This is a genomic window from Allobosea caraganae (assembly GCF_003351345.1).
Classification (GTDB): Bacteria; Pseudomonadota; Alphaproteobacteria; order Rhizobiales; family Beijerinckiaceae; genus Allobosea; species Allobosea caraganae.
Map to the genome: position 1 here is coordinate 199,995 of NZ_QQTO01000001.1, position 20,194 is coordinate 220,188.

22 protein-coding genes and 1 other RNA gene are annotated in these 20,194 nt (G+C 68.2%); 16 read left to right on the plus strand and 7 right to left on the minus strand.

What is annotated here, in order from left to right; all coding sequences use genetic code 11:
* Positions 1 to 102 precede the first annotated feature (102 nt).
* The 6 genes from DWF00_RS00925 to DWF00_RS00950 all read left to right on the plus strand — a co-directional run bounded on the left by DWF00_RS00925 (position 103) and on the right by DWF00_RS00950 (position 5,532).
* A complete protein-coding gene (locus DWF00_RS00925) occupies positions 103 to 1,566 on the plus strand; it encodes an AMP nucleosidase (protein WP_210207874.1) in 1,464 nt (487 codons plus the stop codon).
* A 242-nt stretch (positions 1,567 to 1,808) separates the two neighbouring features.
* Positions 1,809 to 3,080, plus strand: a complete 1,272-nt coding sequence (locus tag DWF00_RS00930) for a phosphopantothenoylcysteine decarboxylase domain-containing protein (protein ID WP_114828658.1) — start codon at positions 1,809 to 1,811, stop codon at positions 3,078 to 3,080.
* A 4-nt stretch (positions 3,081 to 3,084) separates the two neighbouring features.
* The gene (dut, locus tag DWF00_RS00935; RefSeq protein ID WP_114828659.1) at positions 3,085 to 3,570 is read left to right on the plus strand and encodes a dUTP diphosphatase; all 486 of its coding nucleotides are present in this window, start codon (positions 3,085 to 3,087) and stop codon (positions 3,568 to 3,570) included.
* Positions 3,567 to 4,016, plus strand: a complete 450-nt coding sequence (locus DWF00_RS00940; RefSeq protein WP_114828660.1) for an RrF2 family transcriptional regulator — start codon at positions 3,567 to 3,569, stop codon at positions 4,014 to 4,016. The genes dut and DWF00_RS00940 overlap by 4 nt, the downstream gene beginning before the upstream one ends.
* An 80-nt stretch (positions 4,017 to 4,096) precedes the next feature.
* Positions 4,097 to 5,083, plus strand: a complete 987-nt coding sequence (gene cysK / locus DWF00_RS00945) for a cysteine synthase A (protein ID WP_114828661.1) — start codon at positions 4,097 to 4,099, stop codon at positions 5,081 to 5,083.
* On the plus strand, positions 5,080 to 5,532 hold the full coding sequence (locus DWF00_RS00950) for a GNAT family N-acetyltransferase (protein ID WP_114828662.1): 453 nt from the start codon (positions 5,080 to 5,082) through the stop codon (positions 5,530 to 5,532). The genes cysK and DWF00_RS00950 overlap by 4 nt, the downstream gene beginning before the upstream one ends.
* Before the next feature lie 180 nt (positions 5,533 to 5,712).
* On the opposite strand, the gene DWF00_RS00955 is transcribed toward DWF00_RS00950, so the two are convergent.
* The 3 genes from DWF00_RS00955 to DWF00_RS00965 all read right to left on the minus strand — a co-directional run bounded on the left by DWF00_RS00955 (position 5,713) and on the right by DWF00_RS00965 (position 9,048).
* Positions 5,713 to 6,579 carry a VOC family protein gene (locus tag DWF00_RS00955; protein ID WP_114828663.1) on the minus strand — a complete coding sequence of 289 codons (867 nt, stop codon included), beginning with the start codon at positions 6,577 to 6,579 and terminating at the stop codon, positions 5,713 to 5,715.
* 172 nt (positions 6,580 to 6,751) lie between these two features.
* A complete protein-coding gene (locus DWF00_RS00960) occupies positions 6,752 to 7,993 on the minus strand; it encodes an NAD(P)/FAD-dependent oxidoreductase (protein WP_114828664.1) in 1,242 nt (413 codons plus the stop codon).
* Positions 7,994 to 7,995: 2 nt separating this feature from the next.
* On the minus strand, positions 7,996 to 9,048 hold the full coding sequence (locus DWF00_RS00965) for a YihY/virulence factor BrkB family protein (protein ID WP_114828665.1): 1,053 nt from the start codon (positions 9,046 to 9,048) through the stop codon (positions 7,996 to 7,998).
* Between the two features lie 238 nt (positions 9,049 to 9,286).
* Between DWF00_RS00965 and DWF00_RS00970 the strand changes: the two genes are divergently transcribed.
* Positions 9,287 to 9,997 (plus strand): outer membrane protein, encoded by a 711-nt coding sequence (locus DWF00_RS00970; RefSeq protein WP_114828666.1) that lies wholly within the window; start codon positions 9,287 to 9,289, stop codon positions 9,995 to 9,997.
* Positions 9,998 to 10,134: 137 nt separating this feature from the next.
* On the opposite strand, the gene recR is transcribed toward DWF00_RS00970, so the two are convergent.
* The 4 genes from recR to ffs form a co-directional block, all read right to left on the minus strand.
* Complete coding sequence (recR, locus tag DWF00_RS00975) at positions 10,135 to 10,740, minus strand: recombination mediator RecR (RefSeq protein ID WP_114828667.1); 606 nt, start codon at positions 10,738 to 10,740, stop codon at positions 10,135 to 10,137.
* 13 nt (positions 10,741 to 10,753) lie between these two features.
* Positions 10,754 to 11,074, minus strand: a complete 321-nt coding sequence (locus tag DWF00_RS00980) for a YbaB/EbfC family nucleoid-associated protein (protein ID WP_114828668.1) — start codon at positions 11,072 to 11,074, stop codon at positions 10,754 to 10,756.
* A gap of 71 nt (positions 11,075 to 11,145) precedes the next feature.
* Positions 11,146 to 13,020, minus strand: a complete 1,875-nt coding sequence (locus DWF00_RS00985; protein WP_114828669.1) for a DNA polymerase III subunit gamma/tau — start codon at positions 13,018 to 13,020, stop codon at positions 11,146 to 11,148.
* Positions 13,021 to 13,106: 86 nt separating this feature from the next.
* An RNA gene (gene ffs / locus DWF00_RS00990) (signal recognition particle sRNA small type) lies at positions 13,107 to 13,203 on the minus strand.
* 233 nt (positions 13,204 to 13,436) lie between these two features.
* Between ffs and rpmH the strand changes: the two genes are divergently transcribed.
* The 9 genes from rpmH (at position 13,437) to DWF00_RS01035 (ending at position 20,169) form a co-directional block, all read left to right on the plus strand.
* On the plus strand, positions 13,437 to 13,571 hold the full coding sequence (gene rpmH / locus DWF00_RS01000) for a 50S ribosomal protein L34 (RefSeq protein ID WP_038364779.1): 135 nt from the start codon (positions 13,437 to 13,439) through the stop codon (positions 13,569 to 13,571).
* Positions 13,546 to 14,034 carry a ribonuclease P protein component gene (gene rnpA / locus DWF00_RS01005; RefSeq protein WP_114828670.1) on the plus strand — a complete coding sequence of 163 codons (489 nt, stop codon included), beginning with the start codon at positions 13,546 to 13,548 and terminating at the stop codon, positions 14,032 to 14,034. The genes rpmH and rnpA overlap by 26 nt, the downstream gene beginning before the upstream one ends.
* A gap of 37 nt (positions 14,035 to 14,071) precedes the next feature.
* Entirely contained in the window at positions 14,072 to 15,952 is a 1,881-nt protein-coding gene (gene yidC / locus DWF00_RS01010) for a membrane protein insertase YidC (RefSeq protein ID WP_114828861.1), read from the plus strand.
* Positions 15,953 to 16,035: 83 nt separating this feature from the next.
* Positions 16,036 to 16,668 (plus strand): CatB-related O-acetyltransferase, encoded by a 633-nt coding sequence (locus tag DWF00_RS01015; protein ID WP_114828671.1) that lies wholly within the window; start codon positions 16,036 to 16,038, stop codon positions 16,666 to 16,668.
* Between the two features lie 9 nt (positions 16,669 to 16,677).
* Positions 16,678 to 17,343, plus strand: coding sequence for a ribosome biogenesis GTP-binding protein YihA/YsxC (yihA, locus tag DWF00_RS01020; protein WP_114828672.1), 666 nt, complete (start codon positions 16,678 to 16,680; stop codon positions 17,341 to 17,343).
* Positions 17,344 to 17,446: 103 nt separating this feature from the next.
* Positions 17,447 to 17,704 (plus strand): hypothetical protein, encoded by a 258-nt coding sequence (locus tag DWF00_RS28945; RefSeq protein ID WP_147283668.1) that lies wholly within the window; start codon positions 17,447 to 17,449, stop codon positions 17,702 to 17,704.
* Between the two features lie 139 nt (positions 17,705 to 17,843).
* Positions 17,844 to 18,212: a DUF423 domain-containing protein gene (locus tag DWF00_RS01025; RefSeq protein ID WP_114828673.1), complete on the plus strand. Its 369-nt coding sequence runs from the start codon at positions 17,844 to 17,846 to the stop codon at positions 18,210 to 18,212.
* Between the two features lie 89 nt (positions 18,213 to 18,301).
* Complete coding sequence (argB, locus tag DWF00_RS01030; RefSeq protein ID WP_114828674.1) at positions 18,302 to 19,201, plus strand: acetylglutamate kinase; 900 nt, start codon at positions 18,302 to 18,304, stop codon at positions 19,199 to 19,201.
* A gap of 215 nt (positions 19,202 to 19,416) precedes the next feature.
* On the plus strand, positions 19,417 to 20,169 hold the full coding sequence (locus DWF00_RS01035; protein ID WP_114828675.1) for a pyrimidine 5'-nucleotidase: 753 nt from the start codon (positions 19,417 to 19,419) through the stop codon (positions 20,167 to 20,169).
* The last annotated feature ends 25 nt before the right edge of the window (positions 20,170 to 20,194 follow it).

Below are 20,194 nucleotides of genomic sequence, written 5' to 3' on the forward strand. Positions count from 1 at the left end.
TGTTGTCAGGAGCGCTTGCCGCGCATCGAGAGGCCGGAACAGGATTCTTGCGAAAAACCGGTTCCCACTTTTTCGCATCCTGCTCTAGAAGCGAGGGGGAGGATGCGAATGAGCTTCGAGACCGCCGCCACGCCGCAGGATGCCGTCGACCGGCTGGAAATGCTCTACGAGGAGGCCAAGGACGCGCTGCGCGCCGACCTCCAGCGCTTCTTCGACACGCAGGTGCCGCCGAGTGCCGAGGAGCGGGCGCGCTACCGCTACCCGATGCTGCGCGTCACCTACGAACCCTCGCAGCTGCCGGCGGCGACGCGGCGCGGCTATGCCAAGTTCGCGGTGCCCGGCATCTACTCGACCACGGTGACCCAGCCCGGCGAGTTTCGCGCCTATCTGCTCGACCAGCTCCAGCCGCTGGTCGAGGAATACGGCGCGACGATCGAGACCGGGATCAGCGAGCAGGAGATCCCCTACCCCTACGCGCTCGACGGCGGCGACGAGTTCGGCCGCGGCAAGGTCTCGGCCGCCGAGCTCGCCCGCTACTTCCCGACGCCGCTGCTGGCGCTGGTCGGCGACGAGATCGCCGACGGCACCTTCGACATCGTCGAGGGCCAGCCGCGCCCGCTCGCGCTCTTCGACGCGGTCAGGGTCGATTATTCGCTGCGCCGCCTGGTGCACTATACCGGCACCGACTGGCGCGCCGTGCAGCCCTGGGTGCTGCTGACCAACTACCACCGCTATGTCGACCAGTTCGTCCGCCTCGCCTTGGCCGAGATCGAGGCCGGCACGGCCGAGGCGCTGGTGACGCCGGGCGGCGTGCGCATCGACCGCGAGGGCATCGACGTCAGCGCCGCCGAGCGGGTGATGTCGGCGCCCTGGCACCGCTTCCAGATGCCGGCCTACCACCTGATCCGCGCCAAGGGCGAGGAGGGCGTGACGCTGATCAATATCGGCGTCGGCCCCTCCAACGCGAAGAACATCACCGACCATCTCGCGGTGCTCCGGCCGAATTGCTGGCTGATGGTTGGCCATTGCGGCGGCCTGCGCCAGACCCAGATCATCGGCGACTACGTGCTCGCCCACGCCTATCTCCGGCAGGACGGAATTCTCGACGACCATGTCCCGCCGGATATCCCGATCCCGGCTTTGGCCGAGGTCCAGGTCGCGCTGCAGGAGGCCGCCGCCGAGGTCACCGGCGAGAAGGGCGACCGGCTGAAGGCGCGCCTGCGCACCGGCACCGTGGTGACGCAGGACGACCGCAACTGGGAGCTGCGCTGGACCCGGGAGCGCCGCCGCATCAACCTCTCCCGCGCCATTGCGGTCGACATGGAATCGGGCACGATCGCGGCCCAGGGCTACCGGTTGCGCGTGCCCTACGGCACCTTGCTCTGCGTCTCCGACAAGCCGCTCCACGGCGAGATCAAGCTGCCCGGCGCCGCCAACGCCTTCTACGAGCGAGCGGTGAGCGAGCACCTCAAGATCGGGCTCGCGGCGCTGGAGAAGCTCAAGGAAGCCGGCAGCACGATCCATTCGCGGAAGCTCAGGAGTTTCGACGAGCCGCCGTTCAGGTGACGGCGGTCTTCCCTTCTCCCCCTGCGGGAGAAGGTGGCGCGTAGCGCCGGATGAGGGGTCGCGCTGCGCTTTCCGCATGCCGAGGATGCCACGCCCCGACGCTGCAATCGTCGCGCGACCCCTCATCCGTCAGCGCTTCGCGCTGCCACCTTCTCCCGCAGGGGGAGAAGGGTAGGCGGCGCCCCATGACAGCCGCGCCCGCCTAGTGCTACCAACGCCCGTCACGCCTGAGGAGCCTGCCCTTGTCCGCTTCCCGCTCCGTCCTGCTGATCATCGGCGGCGGCATCGCCGCCTATAAGGTGCTAGAGCTGATCCGGCGGCTGAAGGATCGCGGCATCGCCTCGCGCTGCATCCTGACCAAGGCGGGCGAAGAGTTCGTCACGCCGCTCGCTGTCTCCTCGCTGGCCGGCGAGCGCTGCTTCACCGACCTGTTCTCGCTGACCGACGAGGCCGATATCGGCCATATCGCGCTGTCGCGCTCGACCGACCTCTTGGTGGTCGCGCCGGCCACCGCCGACCTGATCGCCAAGATGGCGACAGGCCTCGCCAACGACCTCGCCTCGACCGCGCTGCTCGCCACCGACAAGCGCATCCTGATCGCACCGGCGATGAACCCGCGCATGTGGGAGCACCCGGCGACCCGGCGCAACATGGCGCAGCTCGAAAAGGACGGCGTCCTCGTCATCGGCCCGAATTCCGGCGCCATGGCCGAGCGCGGCGAGAGCGGCCCGGGCCGCATGGCCGAGCCGAATGAGATCCTGGCCGCGATCGAGCAGGCACTGGCGGGCGAGACCAGGCTTTCGCCGGCGATCGGCTTCCTCGGCCGCAATCCCGGCGGCCTCGCAAGCGGTCCCAAGCCGCTCGCCGGCAAGCGCGTGCTGATCACCTCGGGCCCGACCCATGAGCCGATCGACCCTGTCCGCTACATCGCCAACCGCTCCTCCGGCAAGCAGGGCCACGCCATCGCCGCCGCCGCCGCCGCGGCCGGCGCCAGCGTCACGCTGGTCTCGGGACCGGTGACGATCCCTGATCCCGCCGGCGTCGAGACCATCCATGTCGAGTCGGCGCGCGAGATGCTGGCTGCGGTCGAGAGCGCTCTCCCCGCCGATATCGCGATCTTCGCCGCCGCCGTCGCCGATTGGCGCGTGGCCGAGGCCGCGCCGGGCAAGCTCAAGAAGCAGGCCGGAGCCGAGGCGCCGGCGCTCGCGCTGGTCGAGAACCCCGACATTCTCGCGACCGTCGCGGCCCGCGAGATCGACCGGCCGGCGCTGGTCGTCGGCTTCGCCGCCGAGACCGACAACGTCATCGACTACGCGCGCGCCAAGCTCGCCAGGAAGGGCTGCGACCTGATCGTCGCCAACGATGTCGGCGGTACCGGCGTGATGGGCGGCGATGCCAACACGGTGCACCTCGTCAGCGCCGACAACGTCGAGACCTGGCCGACCCTGCCCAAGTCCGAGGTCGCGACGCGGCTGATCGCGCATCTCGCCGCGATGTCGAAGGCGGGGAGCTGAGCCCATGGTCGCGGTCTCCGTCCGCCGCCTGCCGCATGGCGCCGACCTGCCGCTGCCGGCCTATGAGACGGAGGGCGCGGCCGGGATGGATTTGCGCGCTGCGCTACCGCCGGATGAGACTTGGGTGATCGCACCAGGCGGGCGCAAGCTCGTCCCGGCCGGCATCGCCCTGCAACTCCCCCTTGGCTACGAGGCGCAGGTGCGCCCGCGTTCCGGGCTGGCACTCCGGCACGGCGTTACGGTGCTGAATTCGCCGGGGACGGTGGATAGCGACTATCGCGGCGAGGTTTCGGTCGTGCTGGTCAATCTCGGCGCGGAGGATTTCACGGTCGCGCGGGGAGACCGCATCGCGCAACTGGTCGTCGCCCCGGTCACGCGGGCCGTGCTGGTCGAGGCCGAAGCGCTGGACGAGACCGCGCGCGGCGCCGGCGGCTATGGCTCGACAGGCATCACCGGCGGCAAGGCGCTCGCGAACGGGGGCACCGCATGATGATGCTGTCGCGCCGCGCCCTGCTCGCCATCGCCGCGGTCGTCGATATCGCGCTGCATGCGCGTCCCGCGCCGGTTGCGGCAAAGTTCCTGGCTGCCCGCCACGACCTGCCGCCGCGCCATCTCGAAACGATGTTGCAGGCTCTGGTGCGGGCGGGCATCCTCAAGGGCGTGCGCGGCCCGCGCGGCGGCTACGAGTTGGCCCGCGAGCGCCGCCGCATCACCGCCGGCGACATCGCGCGCGCCGCGATGCAGGCTGTGGGAGACGACACGGTGCCCCTGCCGCAATCGCGGCTGATCGACGACGTCGTTGGTCCCGCCCTGAAGAATGCCACCGATGCCTATCTCGCCGAGCTCGACGGCATCACGGTCGAGGAGCTCTGCCGGCAGGCCGAGCGCAAGGCCGTCTTCGATACGATCGGCGTCAAGGCCGATTTCACGATCTAGATCTGTAGTTATTTCGATTTAATCGACACTGCCTGTGAATTGCGCTAACCCTGACGCAACACTGAGCAAGGGAGGGCCCGATGGCCGACGCAGCACATAAGCTCAACCCCGTTCCGACCAAGGCTCCCGGCCGCGGGCGCATCTACGAATCCATCACCGACACGATCGGCGATACGCCGCTGGTCAAGCTCAACCGGCTGCCGGCCGAGCGCGGCGTCAAGGCGACGATCCTGGCCAAGCTCGAGTTCTTCAACCCGATCTCCAGCGTCAAGGACCGCATCGGCGTCAACATGATCGACGCGCTGGAGGCCTCCGGCGCGCTGAAGCCGGGCGGCACGCTGATCGAGCCGACCTCGGGCAATACCGGCATCGCGCTCGCCTTTGTCGCCGCGGCGCGCGGCTATCGCCTGATCCTGGTCATGCCCGAGACGATGTCGCTGGAGCGCCGCAAGATGCTGGCACTGCTCGGCGCCGAACTCGTGCTCACGCCCGGCCCCGGCGGCATGCGCGGCGCCGTCGCCAAGGCCGAGGAGCTCAAGGCCGAGATTCCCGGCGCGATCATCCCGCAGCAGTTCGAGAACCCGCACAACCCCGAGATCCATCGCAAGACCACGGCGGAGGAGATCTGGAACGACACCAACGGTAATGTCGACATCTTCGTCTCCGGCGTCGGCACCGGCGGCACCATCACCGGCGTCGGCCAGGTGCTGAAGCCGCGCAAGCCCGGCCTCAAGGTCATCGCGGTCGAGCCGGAGGATTCCCCGGTTCTCTCGGGCGGCCAGCCCGGCCCGCACAAGATCCAGGGCATCGGCGCCGGGTTCGTGCCCGGCATTCTCGACCGCTCGGTGATCGACGAGGTCGTCACCGTCGGCAACCAGACCTCCTTCGACACGGCGCGCGCGCTGGCGAAGCTGGAGGGCATTCCGGGCGGCATCTCGTCGGGGGCGGCGGTTGCTGCGGCGCTCGAAGTCGGGGCGCGGCCGGAGAATGCCGGCAAGACCATCGTGGTCATCATCCCCTCCTTCGCGGAGCGCTATATTTCGAGCGCGCTGTTCGAGGGTCTGTGAGCGCAGCCGCGGTCCAGATCGTCCGGCTCGCTGACGCGCTGCCGGACGATTTCGCCGGGCTGAAGGACGAGGCGAGCGCCGAGGGCTACCGCTTCGTCGATACGCTGCAGGACGAGTGGCGCGACGGCCGCTACCATGACGGCGACGAGCGCTTCGCGCTTTTCGCCGCCTATCGCGATGGCGAGCTGGCGGGTGTCGGCGCTGTGACGCCTGATCCTTACGACCCGGCCGACGACCTCCTGCGCATCCGCCACGTCTATGTCCGCCCGCTTTGCCGGCGCGATGGCGTCGGGCGGCAATTGGGTGCCGCGCTGGTCCAGCAGGGGCTGGCGCTGGCGCCTAGGCTCTCGCTGAACGCGGCTGATTCAGGCGCGGCGGCCTTCTGGGAGAGCTTCGGCTTCCGGCCGGACAATGGCGGGACGCGGCGGAGCCATTTGCTGGAGCGCTGAGGGCGCTACCCTTCCCTTCCCCCCTTGCGGGGGGGAAGGTGGCAGCGCGAAGCGCTGACGGATGAGGGGTCGCGCGACGATTGCAGCAACGGCGGATGACATTCTCGGCATAGCGGAAAGAGTAGCGCGACCCCTCATCCGCCCCTGCGGGGTACCTTCTCCCGCAGGGGGAGAAGGATATCAGCGCCTTAAAACCAGCCGGTTGTTCCAGGGATCGGCCGCGATTGCCGTGTCACCATCATCGCTGCCGCCAACGGCCAGGAAACGTCCGCGCATCGCCGCAAAAGCCTCGTCATCCCGCGCGACCAGCTCGAAGGCAGCCAGCCCAGCCTCGCCATCCTTGCGCACCGGAGCACCGCGGCTCTGCCAGACATTGGCGCCGATATGGTGGTGGTAGCCGCCGCTGGCGAGGAAGCTGGCGCCGGGATAATGCACCATCAGGTCGAAGCCGAGCGCATCGCGATAGAACGCCTCGGCCTGGGCGGTGTCGCCGACGCGCAGGTGGATATGGCCCATGCGGGTGCCACTCGGCATGCCCAGATAGGGCCCGCCCTTCGCCTCCGAGATCAGCGCGTCGAGGTCGAGTCGCTCGGTCGCCATCGCGATGGCGCCGTCGCGGCGCGGCCATTCCGGGCGGCTGCGGTCACGGTAGACCTCGATGCCGTTGCCCTCGGGGTCGGAGAGGTAGATCGCCTCGCTGACGAGATGGTCGGAGGCGCCCTCCAGCCTGACGCCGCCCTTTGCGGCATGGGCCAGCCAGTTGGCGAGGTCGCCGCGCGAAGGCAGCAGGATCGCGACGTGGAACAGGCCGGCCTTCGAGCTCGGCGGTTGTGCGCCGGCCTCCAGCACCACCAGCGGCTCGCCATCGATGCCGAGCACCGCTTTGCCCGGCCCCTGCGAGAGGATTTTCAGCCCGATCGCGTCGCGATAGAAGGCGGTCAGCCCGGCAAGGTCGCGCACGCGCAGCGAGACGGCGCCGATATGGTAGGGCGCGTTATGCGCCTCGAGCTGCGCCGGCGAAGTACCCCTGTCCGAAACCGCGAGCATGGCCGCCTCCGAATGATGTCGCGGCCTTGCGGCCGCCTTCCGGATTAGATGATCCCAATTGCGGCATTTGTCGCCCCAGCAGCCGGCAAGTTCCCGATTGCAGCCGTGCAATCGCAGAGCATGGCGCGAAAGAGTGGGAACCGGTTTTCGCGTAAGTCATGCTCCCGCTTTTCTACGGGGGCCCGGGGTTCGGCCGGTCGATGGCGAAATGTGAGAACCACGGCGCTTCGGTGCCGCCGATCAGCGCGCCGATCAGGCGCGAGGCGAGATAGCTGAAGGTGATGCCGTTGCCGCCATAGCCGTAGGCCGCGAGCATGCGCGGCTGGCCGGGCACCCGGCCGATCAGCGGCAGGCCGTCGCCGGTCTGGCCGAAGGCGCCGGACCAGGCATGGCCGACAGTCGCCTGCGCGCCCGGCAGCAAAGCCGAAAGCTTGCCGAGCAGGGCCTGCGTCTTCTCCGGCCCGAGGCGCTCGCGCAGGTCGGGGTCGTCGTTGTCCTCGTCCTCGCCGCCGATGACGATGCGGCCATCGCTCGTCGTGCGGCAGTAGACGTAGTCCTCCGAAGCTTCCCAGACGAGCGCGCGGCCGGGCCAGAGCGCCTGCGGCGGCTGCGGCAAGGTCGCGAGCGCCCAGCTCGAGGCGACGCGATGCAGGTCGCTCCTGACGCAATCGGGCATGACGTAGCCGGTTGCCAGCACGAGATGGTCGGCCGCGATGACATGGCCGCTGGCGAGCTCGACCATGGCGCTGCCGCCGGTGCCGTCGAAGGCCGTCGCCTCGTCGCGAATGAGCTGGGCGCCGCGCTGGGCCGCTTTGGCGAGCAGGGCATGGCACAGGCTCAGCGGATCGGCCTCGCCCGAGCCCGGCGAGACGATGGCCGCCGCGCGGTCGAAGCCGAAGCGGCTCAGCAGCAGGTCGTGGCCTAGCAGCGTGCCCGGCAGGCCGGCGCGCTCGCGCAACGCCCACTCGTCGCGCAGCTCCGGTGGCCCGACATCCCCGGCCGCCAGATAGACCGTGTCGCGCGGGAAGAAGGCGCAGGGCAGGTCGAGCCGGATGATCAGCTCGCGCAGGCCCTCCACCGCCTTGAAGCTGCGCCGGTAGATATCGGCGGCGCGCTCGAAGCCGTAGAGCAGGGTCAGCTCGCGCAGCGGCCGGTCGATCTCCCATTGCAGCATGGCGGTGCTGGCGACCGTGCTGCCGAAGCCGGGGCGTTCGCGGTCGACGACGACGACGCGCAGCTCGCGCGCGCTCAGGTGCTCGGCCAGCATCGCGCCGGTGATGCCGCCGCCGACGATGACGACATCGCAGCGCAGGTCGGCGGCGAGCGCCTCGCCCGGCGGCCGCGCCAGGCCGGACTGCCAGGGGCTCGCGCCGCTGCGCAGGTCGGCGTGGCGGGTCTCTTCGGGGTTCAGCATGTCTACTCCTCGGCGATGGCCGGGCCGATCGTGTCCGCCATGGTGGCGCCGCGCCGGCCGAGCGGCTTCGGCCGGCCGATCGTGCTGTCGCGCGCCGTCTGGTGTTCGAGCTCGGCGTTGAATTCGGCGCCGGCGAGCACGATCCAGGCCGAGAGCCAGAGCCAGGTCATGAAGACGACGATCGTCGCGAGCGAACCATAAGTCGCGGTGTAGTTGCCGAGCGTGCCGACATACCAGGAGAAGGCGAAGGACGCGCCGGCCCAGAGCAGGGCGGCGGCGAGCGCCCCGGGCAGCACCCAGACGAAGCGCGCCAGCCGGCGGCTCGGGCCGATCCAGTACAGGCAGGCGATCGACAGCACCGCGACCACGAAGAAGGCCGGCCAGCGCACGAGGCTCAAAAGCCGCTGCAATTCCAGCTCGAAGGGGAAGAGCGCCGTGATCAGCGGCACGATGGCGATGACGATCAGCGCCGCCGCCAGCAGCACGACGCCGCTGAGCGTGGTCAGCAGGGAGATGAGGTTCAGCCTGAGGAAGCTGCGCTTCTCGCGCTCGCGATAGATGATGTTGAGCGCATCGAACACGGCCTTCACCGCGGCGTTGGCGCTCCAGGCGGCGACGACGAGGCTGACGATGAAGGTCCAGGACAGGGTCGAGTTGGTCTGTGTCGCCAGCCGCATCGCCTGCTCGTGGATCAGGTCGCGGGCGGCTTGCGGGAAGACCGCGGTGAAATCGTCGAGCTGGTTGGCGATGGTCAGCGGGTCGGTGAAATAGCGGTAGATCGTGACGAAGAGCGAGAGCGCCGGCACCAGCGAGAGCAGGGTGAAGAACGCGACGGCGCCGGCGAGCGAACTCAGCCGGTTGTCGGCGACGTTGCCGGCAAAGCGCAGCACGACGTCCTTCCAGCCGAGCCAGGTCATGTCGAGCGGCGTGCGGGCGAAGCGGCCGCGCGCCGCCTCCCTGAACGGGCGCAGCAGCCGGCGCGAGGCCGCATCCCAGACATAGCCGAGCGCCAGACCAGCGCCGGCCGCGCCTGCGATGCGTTTGAGCAAGGCCATCGGAACGTCTCCGCCGCCGCGATTGCGGGCTGTGTCGCGGCATGCGCCGGTCTTTCGCTAACCGCGAGAGGGCGGGCTTTGTTCCGGCCGCGCCGGGGCGGAAGAGCCGGCTTATCCGTTTGTTAACCTTAACGCTTTCTAACTATCGCGATGGATCGGCGCCGGAATAGCGCCGCAACGGGGCCAGCCACAGCGTCGCATTCGGCAGGGCCCGCGGTTCGAGTAGCGAGCAAACGCGATGAGCAAGTCCCTGAAAGCCGGCCTGGCGAGCCTTCTCCTGCTGGCGAGCAGTGCGGCCTTTGCCGGCGACCTGCCGACGCGCAAGGGCATGCTGCCGCCGGCGCCCGTGCTGCCGGAATTCTACTCCTGGACCGGATTTTATGCCGGCGGCCAGATCGGCTATTCCTGGGCTTCGGACAAGACCCGCTTCGTCGCGCTGAACGGCGCTCTCGCCGGCGTCGCCTTCGACTACAGCACCGACGGTGTCGTCGGCGGCGGCCATGCCGGCTTCAACTATCAACTCGGCGGCTTCGTCCTTGGCGTCGAGGGGGATCTCGAGGCTGTCGATGCCAAGGGTGGCTTCAACGATGCGCTCGGCATCGGCCGGGTCAGCCGCGACTGGCAGGCCTCGGTGCGCGGCCGCCTCGGCTTCGCGCTCGACCGCTTCATGATCTATGGCACCGGCGGGGCCGCCTTCACCGAGTTCAACTACCGGCTCTCGAACCCGGCGACGGGCCTGAGCGAAACCGTGCAGACCTCGCGCGGCGGCTGGACTGCCGGCGGCGGCCTCTCCTACGCCTTCACCGACCACCTGATCGGCGGCATCGAATACCGCTACACCGATTACGGCCGCTTCAGCCGCTTCGCGCGCAGCGCCTTTTTGGGCCTCGGCACCGAGCAGGAAAGCACGATGCACACGGTGCGGACGAGCATCAGCTACAAGTTCTGAAGACGCCCTCGACTTCCGAAGACGCCCCCGACGTCATGCTCGGCCTTGTGCCGAGTGCCCACGTCTTGAACGTTCATCGCAAGCGGAGACGTGGATGTTCGCCACAAGGGCGACCATGACGGGGAGGCCTTTGGCTATTAGAACCCCGTGCGCTGCCTGATCGCCGCCGCCAATGTCCCGTCGTCGAGATAATCGAGCTCGCCGCCGACCGGCACGCCATGGGCGAGCTTGGTCACCTTCACCTGCAGATGCGTCAGCAGGTCGGTGATGAAATGCGCCGTGGTCTGGCCGTCGACCGTGGCGTTGAGCGCCAGGATGACCTCCGTCACCGCCGGGTCGGAGGCGCGCGCCACCAGCGCGTCCAGCGTCAGGTGCTCGGGCCGGACGCCATCCAGCGCCGAGAGCACGCCGCCGAGCACATGGTAGCGGCCGGAGACCGCGCCCGAGCGCTCCAGCGCCCAGAGATCGGAGACATCGGCGACGACCACGATCAGGCTGTCGTCGCGGCGGCCGTCGCGGCAGATCGAGCAGGGCTCGGAGGTGTCGATATTGCCGCAGGTCGTGCAGGTGACGATGCGCTCGCGCGCCGTCGCCATCGCGTCGGTGAGCGGGCCGAGCAGCTGCTCGCGCTTCTTGACCAGATGCAGCGCCGCCCGCCTGGCCGAGCGCGGACCTAAGCCCGGCAGCTTGGCCAAAAGCTGGATCAGCCGTTCGATCTCGGGGCCGGCAACGGCGCGGGACATGCGGCGCTAAGGCTCAGAACAGCTTCATGCCGGGCGGGATCGGCAGGCCCTTGGTGATCTCGGCCATGCGCTCCTGCATCACGCGCTCGGCGCGGGTGCGGGCGTCGGTCGAGGCCGCGACGATCAGGTCCTCGAGGATCTCGCGCTCGTCCGGCACCATCAGGGCAGGGTCGATCCTGACGCTCTTGATGGCGCCCTTGGCGGTCATCGTCACCGTGACCATGCCGCCGCCGGCAGCGCCCTCGACCTCGATCGTGTCGAGCTCGGCCTGAACGTCGGCCATCTTCTGCTGCATCTGCTGCGCCTGCTTCATCAGGCCCATCATGTCGCGCATGGCTTTTCCCTCGGTGCTATTTGCCCTTGTCCTGATCGGAAAACCGGTTCCCACTTTTCCGGGACAAGCATTCAGAAATCGATGCCGTCGAAATCCGGCTCGCTATCGTCGAAGAGCGGTTCGGCATCGGGCAGGTATTCATCGTCGGGCGCATTTGCAGCGGTCGCATCGGCCGCGACCGCGCGGGGATCGCGGACATCGACGATGCGCGCGCCGGGAAAGCGCTCCAGCACCGCCTTGACGGCAGGATGGGCGGCGGCATCGCTCTCGCGCTGGCCCTTCGCCGCCTCGGCCTGCTCGCGCAGGGTCGCGCCGCCCTCGGCATTGACGACCGCGACGATCCAGGTCTGGTTGGTCCATTCCTTCAGCCGGCGCGACAGGTCGTTGGCGAGCGTGCGCGAGCCGTAGGAGGCGAGCGCGAACTCGATCCGGCCGGGCTCGAAGCGCACCGGACGGACGTCGCGCTCCAGCGCCAGCTTCAGCGTGATGTCGCGATGCTGCGAGGCGAGCGCGACGAGGTCTTCCAGCGTCGCGATCTGCGGCCCAGCCAGGGCGCGGGGCACTGCTGCGGGAACGGGATCAGGATTGGCGCTGGCCAGCACCGGCCGGGCCGCCAGCGCGGTATTGCCGCCACCGGAGGGCGGGCGCGGGGCCGAGCCGCCATTGCCGTTGCCATTACCGCCGCCCAAGCCGGCGCCGTCGCGCAGCAGGCGCATCGCCTCGTCCGGCGTCGGCAGGTCGGCGGCATGGGCGAGGCGCACCAGCACCATCTCGGCTGCCATCACCGGCCTGTCGGCCTGCTTCACCTCGGCCATGCCGCGCAGCAGCATCTGCCAGGCGCGGGCAAGGACCCGCACCGAGAGCCGGCCGGCGAAATCGGCGCCGCGGGTGCGCTCGGCCTGGGAGAGGCCGTTATCCCTGGCGGCCTCCGGCACGAGCTTGAGCCGCGTCACCAGATGGGTGAACTCGGCGAGGTCGGTCAGGACCACGACCGGATCGGCGCCGGCATCGTATTGCGCGCGCAACTCGTTCAGGGCGGCGGCGATGTCGCCCTTCATCACCGCCTCGAACAGGTCGATGACGCGGGCGCGGTCGGCGAGGCCGAGCATCGAGCGCACGTCCTCGAGCGTGATCTTGCCGGCGGCGTGGGCGATGGCCTGGTCGAGGATCGAGAGCGAATCGCGTACCGAGCCCTCGGCGGCACGCGCCACGGCGGCGAGCGCCTCCTCCTCGGCATCGACGCCCTCGGCGCGGCAGATGGTGCCGAGGTGGCCGACGAGCAGGCCGGCATCGACGCGGCGCAGGTCGAAGCGCTGGCAGCGCGAGAGCACCGTCACCGGCACCTTGCGGATCTCGGTGGTGGCGAAGATGAATTTCGCGTGCGGCGGCGGCTCTTCCAGCGTCTTCAGGAAGGCGTTGAACGCCGCCCCGGTCATCATGTGCACTTCGTCGACGATGTAGACCTTGTAGCGCGCCGAGACCGGGGCATAGCGCACGCCGTCGTTGATCTGGCGGATGTTGTCGACGCCGTTATTGGAGGCGGCGTCGATCTCCATCACGTCGATATGGCGGCCCTCGATGATCTCGCGGCAATGCACGCCGAAATTCGTCAGGTCGGTGGTCGGGCCGCTGCTGCCGTCCGGCGTCTGGTAGTTCAGGGCGCGGGCGAGGATGCGGGCGGTGGTGGTCTTGCCGACGCCGCGCACGCCGGTCAGCATCCAGGCCTGCGGGATGCGGTTGGCGGCGAAGGCGTTGGTGAGTGTGCGCACCATCGCGTCCTGGCCGATCAGGTCGCCGAAATGGGCCGGGCGGTATTTGCGGGCGAGGACGCGGTAGGCGGCGCCCGCCTGGGCTGGCGCAGCAGGTTGGGCCGGCGCAGGCGCGGGCGACAGGCCGGGAAAGCCTGGCTCGTCGGCTGGGGGCGCTGTCGTGGTCTCGTCGCTCATGGTTCTGGTTTGGCGGTTCGGCGCGCGAGGGTCAACGGCCGATCGCCGAAGTTGGTGGCGATACTGACACGTGGCGCGACCGCTAAGGTGGGAGGCTGGACGAAGACCCGTTCGGTCTCGTTACGGCTGCTTCCTTCCGGACCTGACCGGGTTGGCGAGTGAGACGTCCCTCGCCAACCTCCCGGGCGCTATATCGTGTATATGTTTGGCGAGCGCAAGCAGGCTATGAGGCTCCCGCGCGGCATCGTCGCAGGATGCGCCTTCGGCATTGACTTGAACCGGGCCTTCCGTCATAAGCCCGCGACTTGCGCAGCCCTTACCGGCGGCGACGACCTTTTGCATGACAGGCTCGGCTGGCCGGACGTCCCCTGGGGGCGCTGCGGCGGGCGGGCTGAACAAGGCCCCGGAGACGGACCGTGAAAAGAACCTATCAACCCAGCAAGCTGGTTCGCAAGCGCCGCCACGGCTATCGCGCCCGCATGGCGACCAAGGGTGGCCGCAAGGTCATCGCCGCCCGTCGGGCGCATGGCCGCAAGCGCCTCTCGGCCTGAACAGCAGGCGCGTGATCATCGCGCGCCCTTTCCGGAAGACTGGCCAATCGCCATGCGCCTCGCCCGTCTGACCGAACGCAGAGAGTTTTTGGCGGCGGCCGCGCATGGCCGCCGTTTTCGTTCGTCTGCCTTCACCGCGCAGGTGCGCGACGCCGGAGGCGAGGACGGCCGCGACGGCTTGCGCCTCGGCCTCACCGCCTCGCGCAAGGTCGGCGACGCCGTGGAGCGCAACCGCATCCGCCGCCGCCTGCGCGAAGCCGCCAAGGCCGCGCTGGCCGATCAGACGGCCCGTGATGTCGACCTCGTCGTCGTCGCGCGCCGCGAGTGCCTCACCACCGATTTCAAGACGCTGATCGCCGACCTTTCGGTCGCGCTCGATCGCGCCAGACCCGTCAAGCCCGGCCGCAAGCCGAGCGATCCGAGACGCGCGCCCGCCGGCAGCGCGCGCCCGCAATCCAAGTAGCCCGCGTCAGCGTCAGCGAGACCTGTTTCCGATCATGATGAAAGAAGACAACCGCAACCTGATTCTGGCGATCACGCTCTCGGTGGTCGTGTTGCTCGGCTGGCAGTTCTTCTACGGCGTGCCGCAAATGGAGAAGCAGCGCCAGATCGCGCAGCAGAACCAGCAGACGCAGACCCAGAACGTGCCGGCGGGCTCGACCTCGGTGCCGGCCCCGGGCGCCGCGCCCGGCCAGCCGGCCGGCGCTGCCGCTCCCGGCGCCGCCGTGCCCGCGACGCCCGCCGTCGAGACCCGCGAGCAGGCGCTCGCCCGCAGCCCGCGCGTCCGCATCGACACGCCGAAGATCTCCGGCTCGATCGCACTCACCGGCGCGCGCATCGACGACGTCTCGCTCAAGGCCTATCGCGAGACCGTCGACCCCAACAGCCCGAACATCATCCTGCTTTCGCCGCTCGGCGGACCCAACGCCTATTATTCCGATTTCGGCTGGGTCGCGGCGCCGGGCGCCAACGTGCTGCTGCCGGGCGTGACCACGGTCTGGACCGCCGACGGGCAGGTCCTGAACTCGGCCAAGCCGCTGACCCTGACCTGGGACAACGGCCAGGGCCTGCTGTTCAAGCGCATCATCACGGTCGACGACAACGCCATGTTCCAGATCCGCGACGAGGTCGAGAACAAGGGCGCGGCGCCGGTCACGCTGTTCCCGTTCGGCCAGGTCGTGCGCCACGGCAAGCCGGCGACGCTGGGCTATTACGTGCTGCATGAGGGCCTGATCGGCAATCTCGGCGAGCAGGGCCTGCAGGAATACACCTACGACCATATCGACAAGGAGCCGCTGCTCTCGGCCGGCACCAACGGCAAGGTCTGGAAGGACGCGGTCGGCGGCTTCGTCGGCATCACCGACAAGTACTGGGCCGCCGCGGTCGTGCCCGACCAGGCGCGCAAATACGAGGGCCGCTATTCCTCGGTCCAGACCGGTTCGGCCCGCACCTACCAGGCCGACTTCCTCGGCGAGGCCATCACCATCGCGCCGGGTGCCTCGGCTGCCTCCAATGGCCGCCTCTTCGCCGGCGCCAAGGAAGTCGCGGCGGTCGACGGCTACGAGAAGAACCTCGGCATCAAGCGCTTCGAGCTGCTGATCGACTGGGGCTGGTTCTATTTCATCACCAAGCCGCTCTTCTTCGTGATGGACTGGATCTACAAGCATGTCGGCAATTTCGGCATCGCGATCCTGGTCGTCACGCTGCTGCTGAAGGGCCTGTTCTTCCCGCTCGCCAACAAGTCCTACGCCTCGATGGCGAAGATGAAGGCGCTGCAGCCGGAAATGGTCGCCCTGCGCGAGCGTTATGCCGACGATAAGATGAAGCAGCAGCAGGCCCTGATGGAGCTGTACAAGACCCAGAAGATCAACCCGCTCGCCGGCTGCTGGCCGGTGCTGCTGCAGATCCCGGTGTTCTTCGCGCTCTACAAGATCCTGTTCATCACCATCGAGATGCGGCAGGCGCCCTTCTTCGGCTGGATCAAGGATCTGGCCGCGCCCGATCCGTCGAACATCTTCAACCTGTTCGGCGCGCTGCCCTTCACGCCGCCCACTTTCCTGCATCTCGGCCTGTGGCCGATCATCATGGGCATCACGATGTTCGTCCAGATGAAGATGAACCCGGAGCCGCCGGACCCGGTGCAGAAGATGATGTTCACCTGGATGCCGGTGTTCTTCACCTTCCTGCTCGGCTCGTTCCCGGCCGGCCTGGTGATCTACTGGAGCTGGAACAACCTGCTCTCGGTGACCCAGCAGGGCTACATCATGAAGCGCCAGGGCGTGAAGATCGAGCTGTTCGACAATCTCAAGGGCATGTTCGGCAAGAAGCCGCCTGCCGCGCCAGGCGCGCCGCAACCGGCGAACAGCAACAAGGCGAAGTAGGCCGCCCGACCCCGCCATCCGAAAAACCCCTCTCCCACCGGAGAGGGGTTTTGCGTTTTCGGCTCCTGTGCGAAGGACGCCCCATGCCGCTTCCCGATCCGCTTACGCGCCACCCTATCCCCGGCTGGAAAGGCACGGCCTTCCTCAAGGCGATCGTCGACCATCCGCTGATCGAGGTCGGCGACTACAGCTACTATGACGACTCGCGCGGCCCGGAGCATTTCGTCGCCCGCTGCGTGCGCTACCATTTCGACTTCGTCGGCGACCGGCTGATCATCGGCAAGTTCGTCGCGATCGCCCAGGCCGCGCAGTTCATCATGAACGGCGCCAACCACCCGATGGGCGGCTTCTCGACCTTTCCCTTCGCCATGTTCGGCATGGCAGGTGCGCCGCCGCTGACGCCGGAGACGCTGAGCCATCGCGGCGACACCGTGATCGGCAACGACGTCTGGATCGGCCGCGAGGCGGTGATCATGCCGGGCGTCACGGTCGGCGACGGCGCCATCATCGGCACGCGGGCGCAGGTCAGCCGCGACGTGCCGCCCTATGCGGTCGTGGTCGGCAATCCCGGCAAGGTGGTGAAGCTGCGCTTCCCGCCGGAGATCGTCGCCGAACTGCTGGCGATCCGTTGGTGGGACTGGGAGCCTGAGAAGATCGCGCGCAATCTGAGCGTGATCGCATCAGTCGACATCGACGCGCTGCGCGCCGCCGTGTAGGCAGGGGCGATGACCAGCAGCACCCCGACGCCATTCACCGACGACGAGATCGAAACCGCCCGCAAGCTCTTCGAGGGCCCGTGGGACTTCGTCTGGGCCTCGACCAAGATCGACGACCTGCCGACGATGGTCGGCCATGAGATCGCCTTCGCCGGCCGCTCCAATGTCGGCAAGTCGAGCCTGATCAACGCGATCACCCGCCGCAACGCGCTGGCGCGCACCTCGCACACCCCCGGCCGCACCCAGCAGCTCAATTTCTTCCGCCAGGTCGGCCATGACGAGCGCCTGACCATCGTCGACATGCCCGGCTATGGCTATGCCGCGGTCGGACGGGACAAGGTCGCGGCCTGGACCAACCTGATCCACGAATACCTGCGCGGCCGCTCCAACCTGATGCGCGTCTACGTGCTGATCGACGCCCGCCACGGCATCAAGGACGTCGATGGCGCCGTGCTGGAGACGCTCGACAAGGCGGCCGTGTCCTATCAGGTCGTGCTGACCAAGGGCGACGCGATCAAGAAGGCCGACCAGCAGTTCATGCTGGAGGCGACCTATGACGAGATCAAGCGCCGCCCGGCGGCGTTTCCCGAGGTGCTGCTGACCTCCAGCGACAAGGGGCTCGGGATACCGGAGCTGCGGGCCGCGATTGGGCGCGTGCTGGCGGAGCGCTGCTAACGGCAGTCCGTAACGTCAGCCGGGATGCCTATAGGTAAGTTTTACTTTTACCGCATCTCGGGATACGTAAGTCGTATAAGAAACGTATTGGGGCGATCGTAAGATGAAATACGTCTCTATTTTGGGCTTCAGCGCGCTGTGCGCCATTGGCCTGTCGTCGAATGCTTCGGCGCAATCACGTGCGCATCCTGAATGCCGCAGTTTCAAGAATAGCCATTCCTGCACATGTGCCGTCGAGAATGGTGGGCGGGTCTATGATGACCCGCATCGCCCCGGCCGCAAGCGCTGGGTCTCGGCGAGACGCGGAACGCCGGCGCATATGGCGTTCATGAACTGCACGAACCGGAGCGGCGCGCGCTGAGGCGAGGGTAGCGTGGAGCATGACGCGGTCGCGTCACCACGTCACGCCCCCGCATCCTTGACCTCACGCGGCCCTTCGACGCCTCTCGGTCCCACGCAGCCGGCCAAGCCCGGCGACCAGGGACCAAGACCAGCCGGCCATGACCGCCACAAAAATCCACCTCGCCCTCGCCGCCCTGATGGGCTTTGCCGGCGTAGCCTTGCTCGCTGCGGCGGCCCATGTCACCGGCACGGCGAATGTCCAGACCGCCGGCCAGATCCTGCTCTTCCATGCCTCGGCGGTGCTGGGCGCGACTGCCGCGCGCAAGGGCGGCTTCCTCGCCGATCTCGCGGCGCGGCTGGCGATCTCGGCGCTGATTTTTGGGGCGGCCCTGTTCGCCGCCGACCTCGCCCGGCGCGGCTTCGCCAACGAGGCGCTGTTCCCGCGCGCCGCGCCGACCGGCGGCTGGTTCATGCTGGGCGGCTGGCTCGCGCTCGCAGGCGCGGCCGTGTTCGCACCGCGCAACTGAGCCGTCGCAAAACCGGTTTCCACTTTCCGGCATCATGCTCTAGAAGGCGCCGGCGCGCCGGACGCGCGCGCCCTCGCGGAGCCTGCCCGATGACCGATCCCGCCGCCAACCTGACGCCGTCGCAATCCGCCGAGCTCCTGGTCCAGGCGCTGCCGCACATGCAGCGCTACGATCAGGAAGTGATCGTGATCAAATATGGCGGCAACGCCATGGGCGATGCCGCGACGGCCGAGGATTTCGCCGAGGATATCGTGCTCCTGGAGCAATCCGGCCTGAAGCCGGTGGTCTGCCACGGCGGCGGGCCGCAGATCGCGCGCATGCTCGACAAGCTCGGCATCAAGTCCGAGTTCAAGCAGGGCCTGCGCGTTACCGACCAGGCGACGGTCGACATCGTCGAGATGGTCCTGGCCGGTTCGGTCAACAAGGAGATCGTCGGCTACATCTCGCGCGAGGGCGGCAGGGCGGTCGGGCTCTGCGGCAAGGACGGCAACATGGTGACTGCGCGCAAGGTGACGCGCACCATCGTCGACCCCGATTCCAAGATCGAGCAGGTGCTCGACCTCGGCTATGTCGGTGAGCCCGAGACGGTCAACACGAGCGTACTCGAAGCCATCCTGAAGGCCGAGCTCATCCCGGTGCTGGCGCCGGTCTGCGCCGCCGCCGACGGCCAGACCTACAACGTCAACGCCGACACCTTCGCGGGCGCGATCGCGGGCGCGCTCAACGCCAAGCGCCTGCTCCTGCTCACCGACGTGCCCGGCGTGCTCGACAAGGACAAGAACCTGATCTCGGAGCTCACCGTCGAGCAGTGCCGCCGCCTGATCGCCGACGGCACCATCTCGGGCGGCATGATCCCGAAGATCGAGACCTGCATCTACGCGCTGGAAAAGGGCGTCGAGGCCGTGGTCATCCTCGACGGCAAGGTGCCGCATGCGGTGCTGATCGAGCTCTTCACCGATACGGGCGCGGGCACGATCATCCGGCGCTGAGGGCGAGGCCGCCCTCCCACGTCATGGTCGGCCTTGTGCCGACCATCCACGCCTTCGCCTATCGCGGGCACCGTTCAAGACGTGGATACCAGCCACAAGGGCGAGCATGACGGCATGGGCAGAACTACTTTCGGACAGGGGTCCATCCCCTTCGAAATAACTTTGCAAGAGTCTTGCATGTCATGATGGCATCGCCACATGACATGCCCCAAGCCATGAACCAGAACGCGACATTTCCTGCTTCCGTCCCGCTCCTTCCCGAGCAGGCGGCCTTTGCGCACGTCGACCACTGGATCTTCGACCTCGACAACACGCTCTATTCACATGAGGCGAAGGTCTGGCCGCAGGTCGATGAGCGCATCACCTTGTTCCTCGCCGAGCTGTTCGGGCTCGATGGCCTGTCCTCGCGGGCGCTGCAGAAATATTATTACCAGCGCTACGGCACGACGCTGAAGGGGCTGATGGAGGAGCATGGCGTCGATCCCGACGACTTCCTCGATTTTGCCCACCAGATCGACCTGACCCTGCTCGAGCCCAATCCGACGCTGGGCGACGCCATCGCGGCGCTGCCCGGCCGCAAGCTGATCCTGACCAACGGCTCGCGCGGCCATGCCGAGAACGTCGCCGGCAAGCTCGGCATCCTCGGTCATTTCGAGGACATCTTCGATATCGTCCAGGCCGGCTTCGTGCCCAAGCCCGAGCGCGCGACCTACGAGAATTTCCTGGCAAAGCATGCGGTCGATCCCGGCCGCGCCGCGATGTTCGAGGATATCGAGAAGAACCTGCTGGTGCCGAGCGCGCTCGGCATGAAGACGGTGCTGATCATCCCGCGCACGCCCGATCCGTTCCGCGAGGCCTGGGAGCAGGTCGCGGTCGAGGCCGGCCATGTCCACCACGTCACCGCCGACCTCGCCGGCTTCCTCAAGCCCCTCGGCCGCGCCGCGCCGCTGGCGCCGACAATGGACTAAGCCCGTCCATTCCAGAGGAATTTTC

What these genes read in the sequence shown, in the direction of transcription:
- DWF00_RS00925 (WP_210207874.1), top strand. Translation starts at nt 103, where the DNA reads ATGCGAATGAGCTTCGAGACCGCCGCCACGCCGCAGGATGCCGTCGAC.
- dut (WP_114828659.1), top strand. Translation starts at nt 3,085, where the DNA reads ATGGTCGCGGTCTCCGTCCGCCGCCTGCCGCATGGCGCCGACCTGCCG.
- DWF00_RS00940 (WP_114828660.1), top strand. Translation starts at nt 3,567, where the DNA reads ATGATGATGCTGTCGCGCCGCGCCCTGCTCGCCATCGCCGCGGTCGTC.
- cysK (WP_114828661.1), top strand. Translation starts at nt 4,097, where the DNA reads ATGGCCGACGCAGCACATAAGCTCAACCCCGTTCCGACCAAGGCTCCC.
- DWF00_RS00955 (WP_114828663.1), bottom strand. Translation starts at nt 6,579, where the DNA reads ATGCTCGCGGTTTCGGACAGGGGTACTTCGCCGGCGCAGCTCGAGGCG.
- DWF00_RS00960 (WP_114828664.1), bottom strand. Translation starts at nt 7,993, where the DNA reads ATGCTGAACCCCGAAGAGACCCGCCACGCCGACCTGCGCAGCGGCGCG.
- DWF00_RS00965 (WP_114828665.1), bottom strand. Translation starts at nt 9,048, where the DNA reads ATGGCCTTGCTCAAACGCATCGCAGGCGCGGCCGGCGCTGGTCTGGCG.
- DWF00_RS00970 (WP_114828666.1), top strand. Translation starts at nt 9,287, where the DNA reads ATGAGCAAGTCCCTGAAAGCCGGCCTGGCGAGCCTTCTCCTGCTGGCG.
- recR (WP_114828667.1), bottom strand. Translation starts at nt 10,740, where the DNA reads ATGTCCCGCGCCGTTGCCGGCCCCGAGATCGAACGGCTGATCCAGCTT.
- DWF00_RS00980 (WP_114828668.1), bottom strand. Translation starts at nt 11,074, where the DNA reads ATGCGCGACATGATGGGCCTGATGAAGCAGGCGCAGCAGATGCAGCAG.
- DWF00_RS00985 (WP_114828669.1), bottom strand. Translation starts at nt 13,020, where the DNA reads ATGAGCGACGAGACCACGACAGCGCCCCCAGCCGACGAGCCAGGCTTT.
- rnpA (WP_114828670.1), top strand. Translation starts at nt 13,546, where the DNA reads ATGGCCGCAAGCGCCTCTCGGCCTGAACAGCAGGCGCGTGATCATCGC.
- yidC (WP_114828861.1), top strand. Translation starts at nt 14,072, where the DNA reads ATGAAAGAAGACAACCGCAACCTGATTCTGGCGATCACGCTCTCGGTG.
- DWF00_RS01015 (WP_114828671.1), top strand. Translation starts at nt 16,036, where the DNA reads ATGCCGCTTCCCGATCCGCTTACGCGCCACCCTATCCCCGGCTGGAAA.
- yihA (WP_114828672.1), top strand. Translation starts at nt 16,678, where the DNA reads ATGACCAGCAGCACCCCGACGCCATTCACCGACGACGAGATCGAAACC.
- DWF00_RS28945 (WP_147283668.1), top strand. Translation starts at nt 17,447, where the DNA reads ATGAAATACGTCTCTATTTTGGGCTTCAGCGCGCTGTGCGCCATTGGC.
- DWF00_RS01025 (WP_114828673.1), top strand. Translation starts at nt 17,844, where the DNA reads ATGACCGCCACAAAAATCCACCTCGCCCTCGCCGCCCTGATGGGCTTT.
- argB (WP_114828674.1), top strand. Translation starts at nt 18,302, where the DNA reads ATGACCGATCCCGCCGCCAACCTGACGCCGTCGCAATCCGCCGAGCTC.
- DWF00_RS01035 (WP_114828675.1), top strand. Translation starts at nt 19,417, where the DNA reads ATGAACCAGAACGCGACATTTCCTGCTTCCGTCCCGCTCCTTCCCGAG.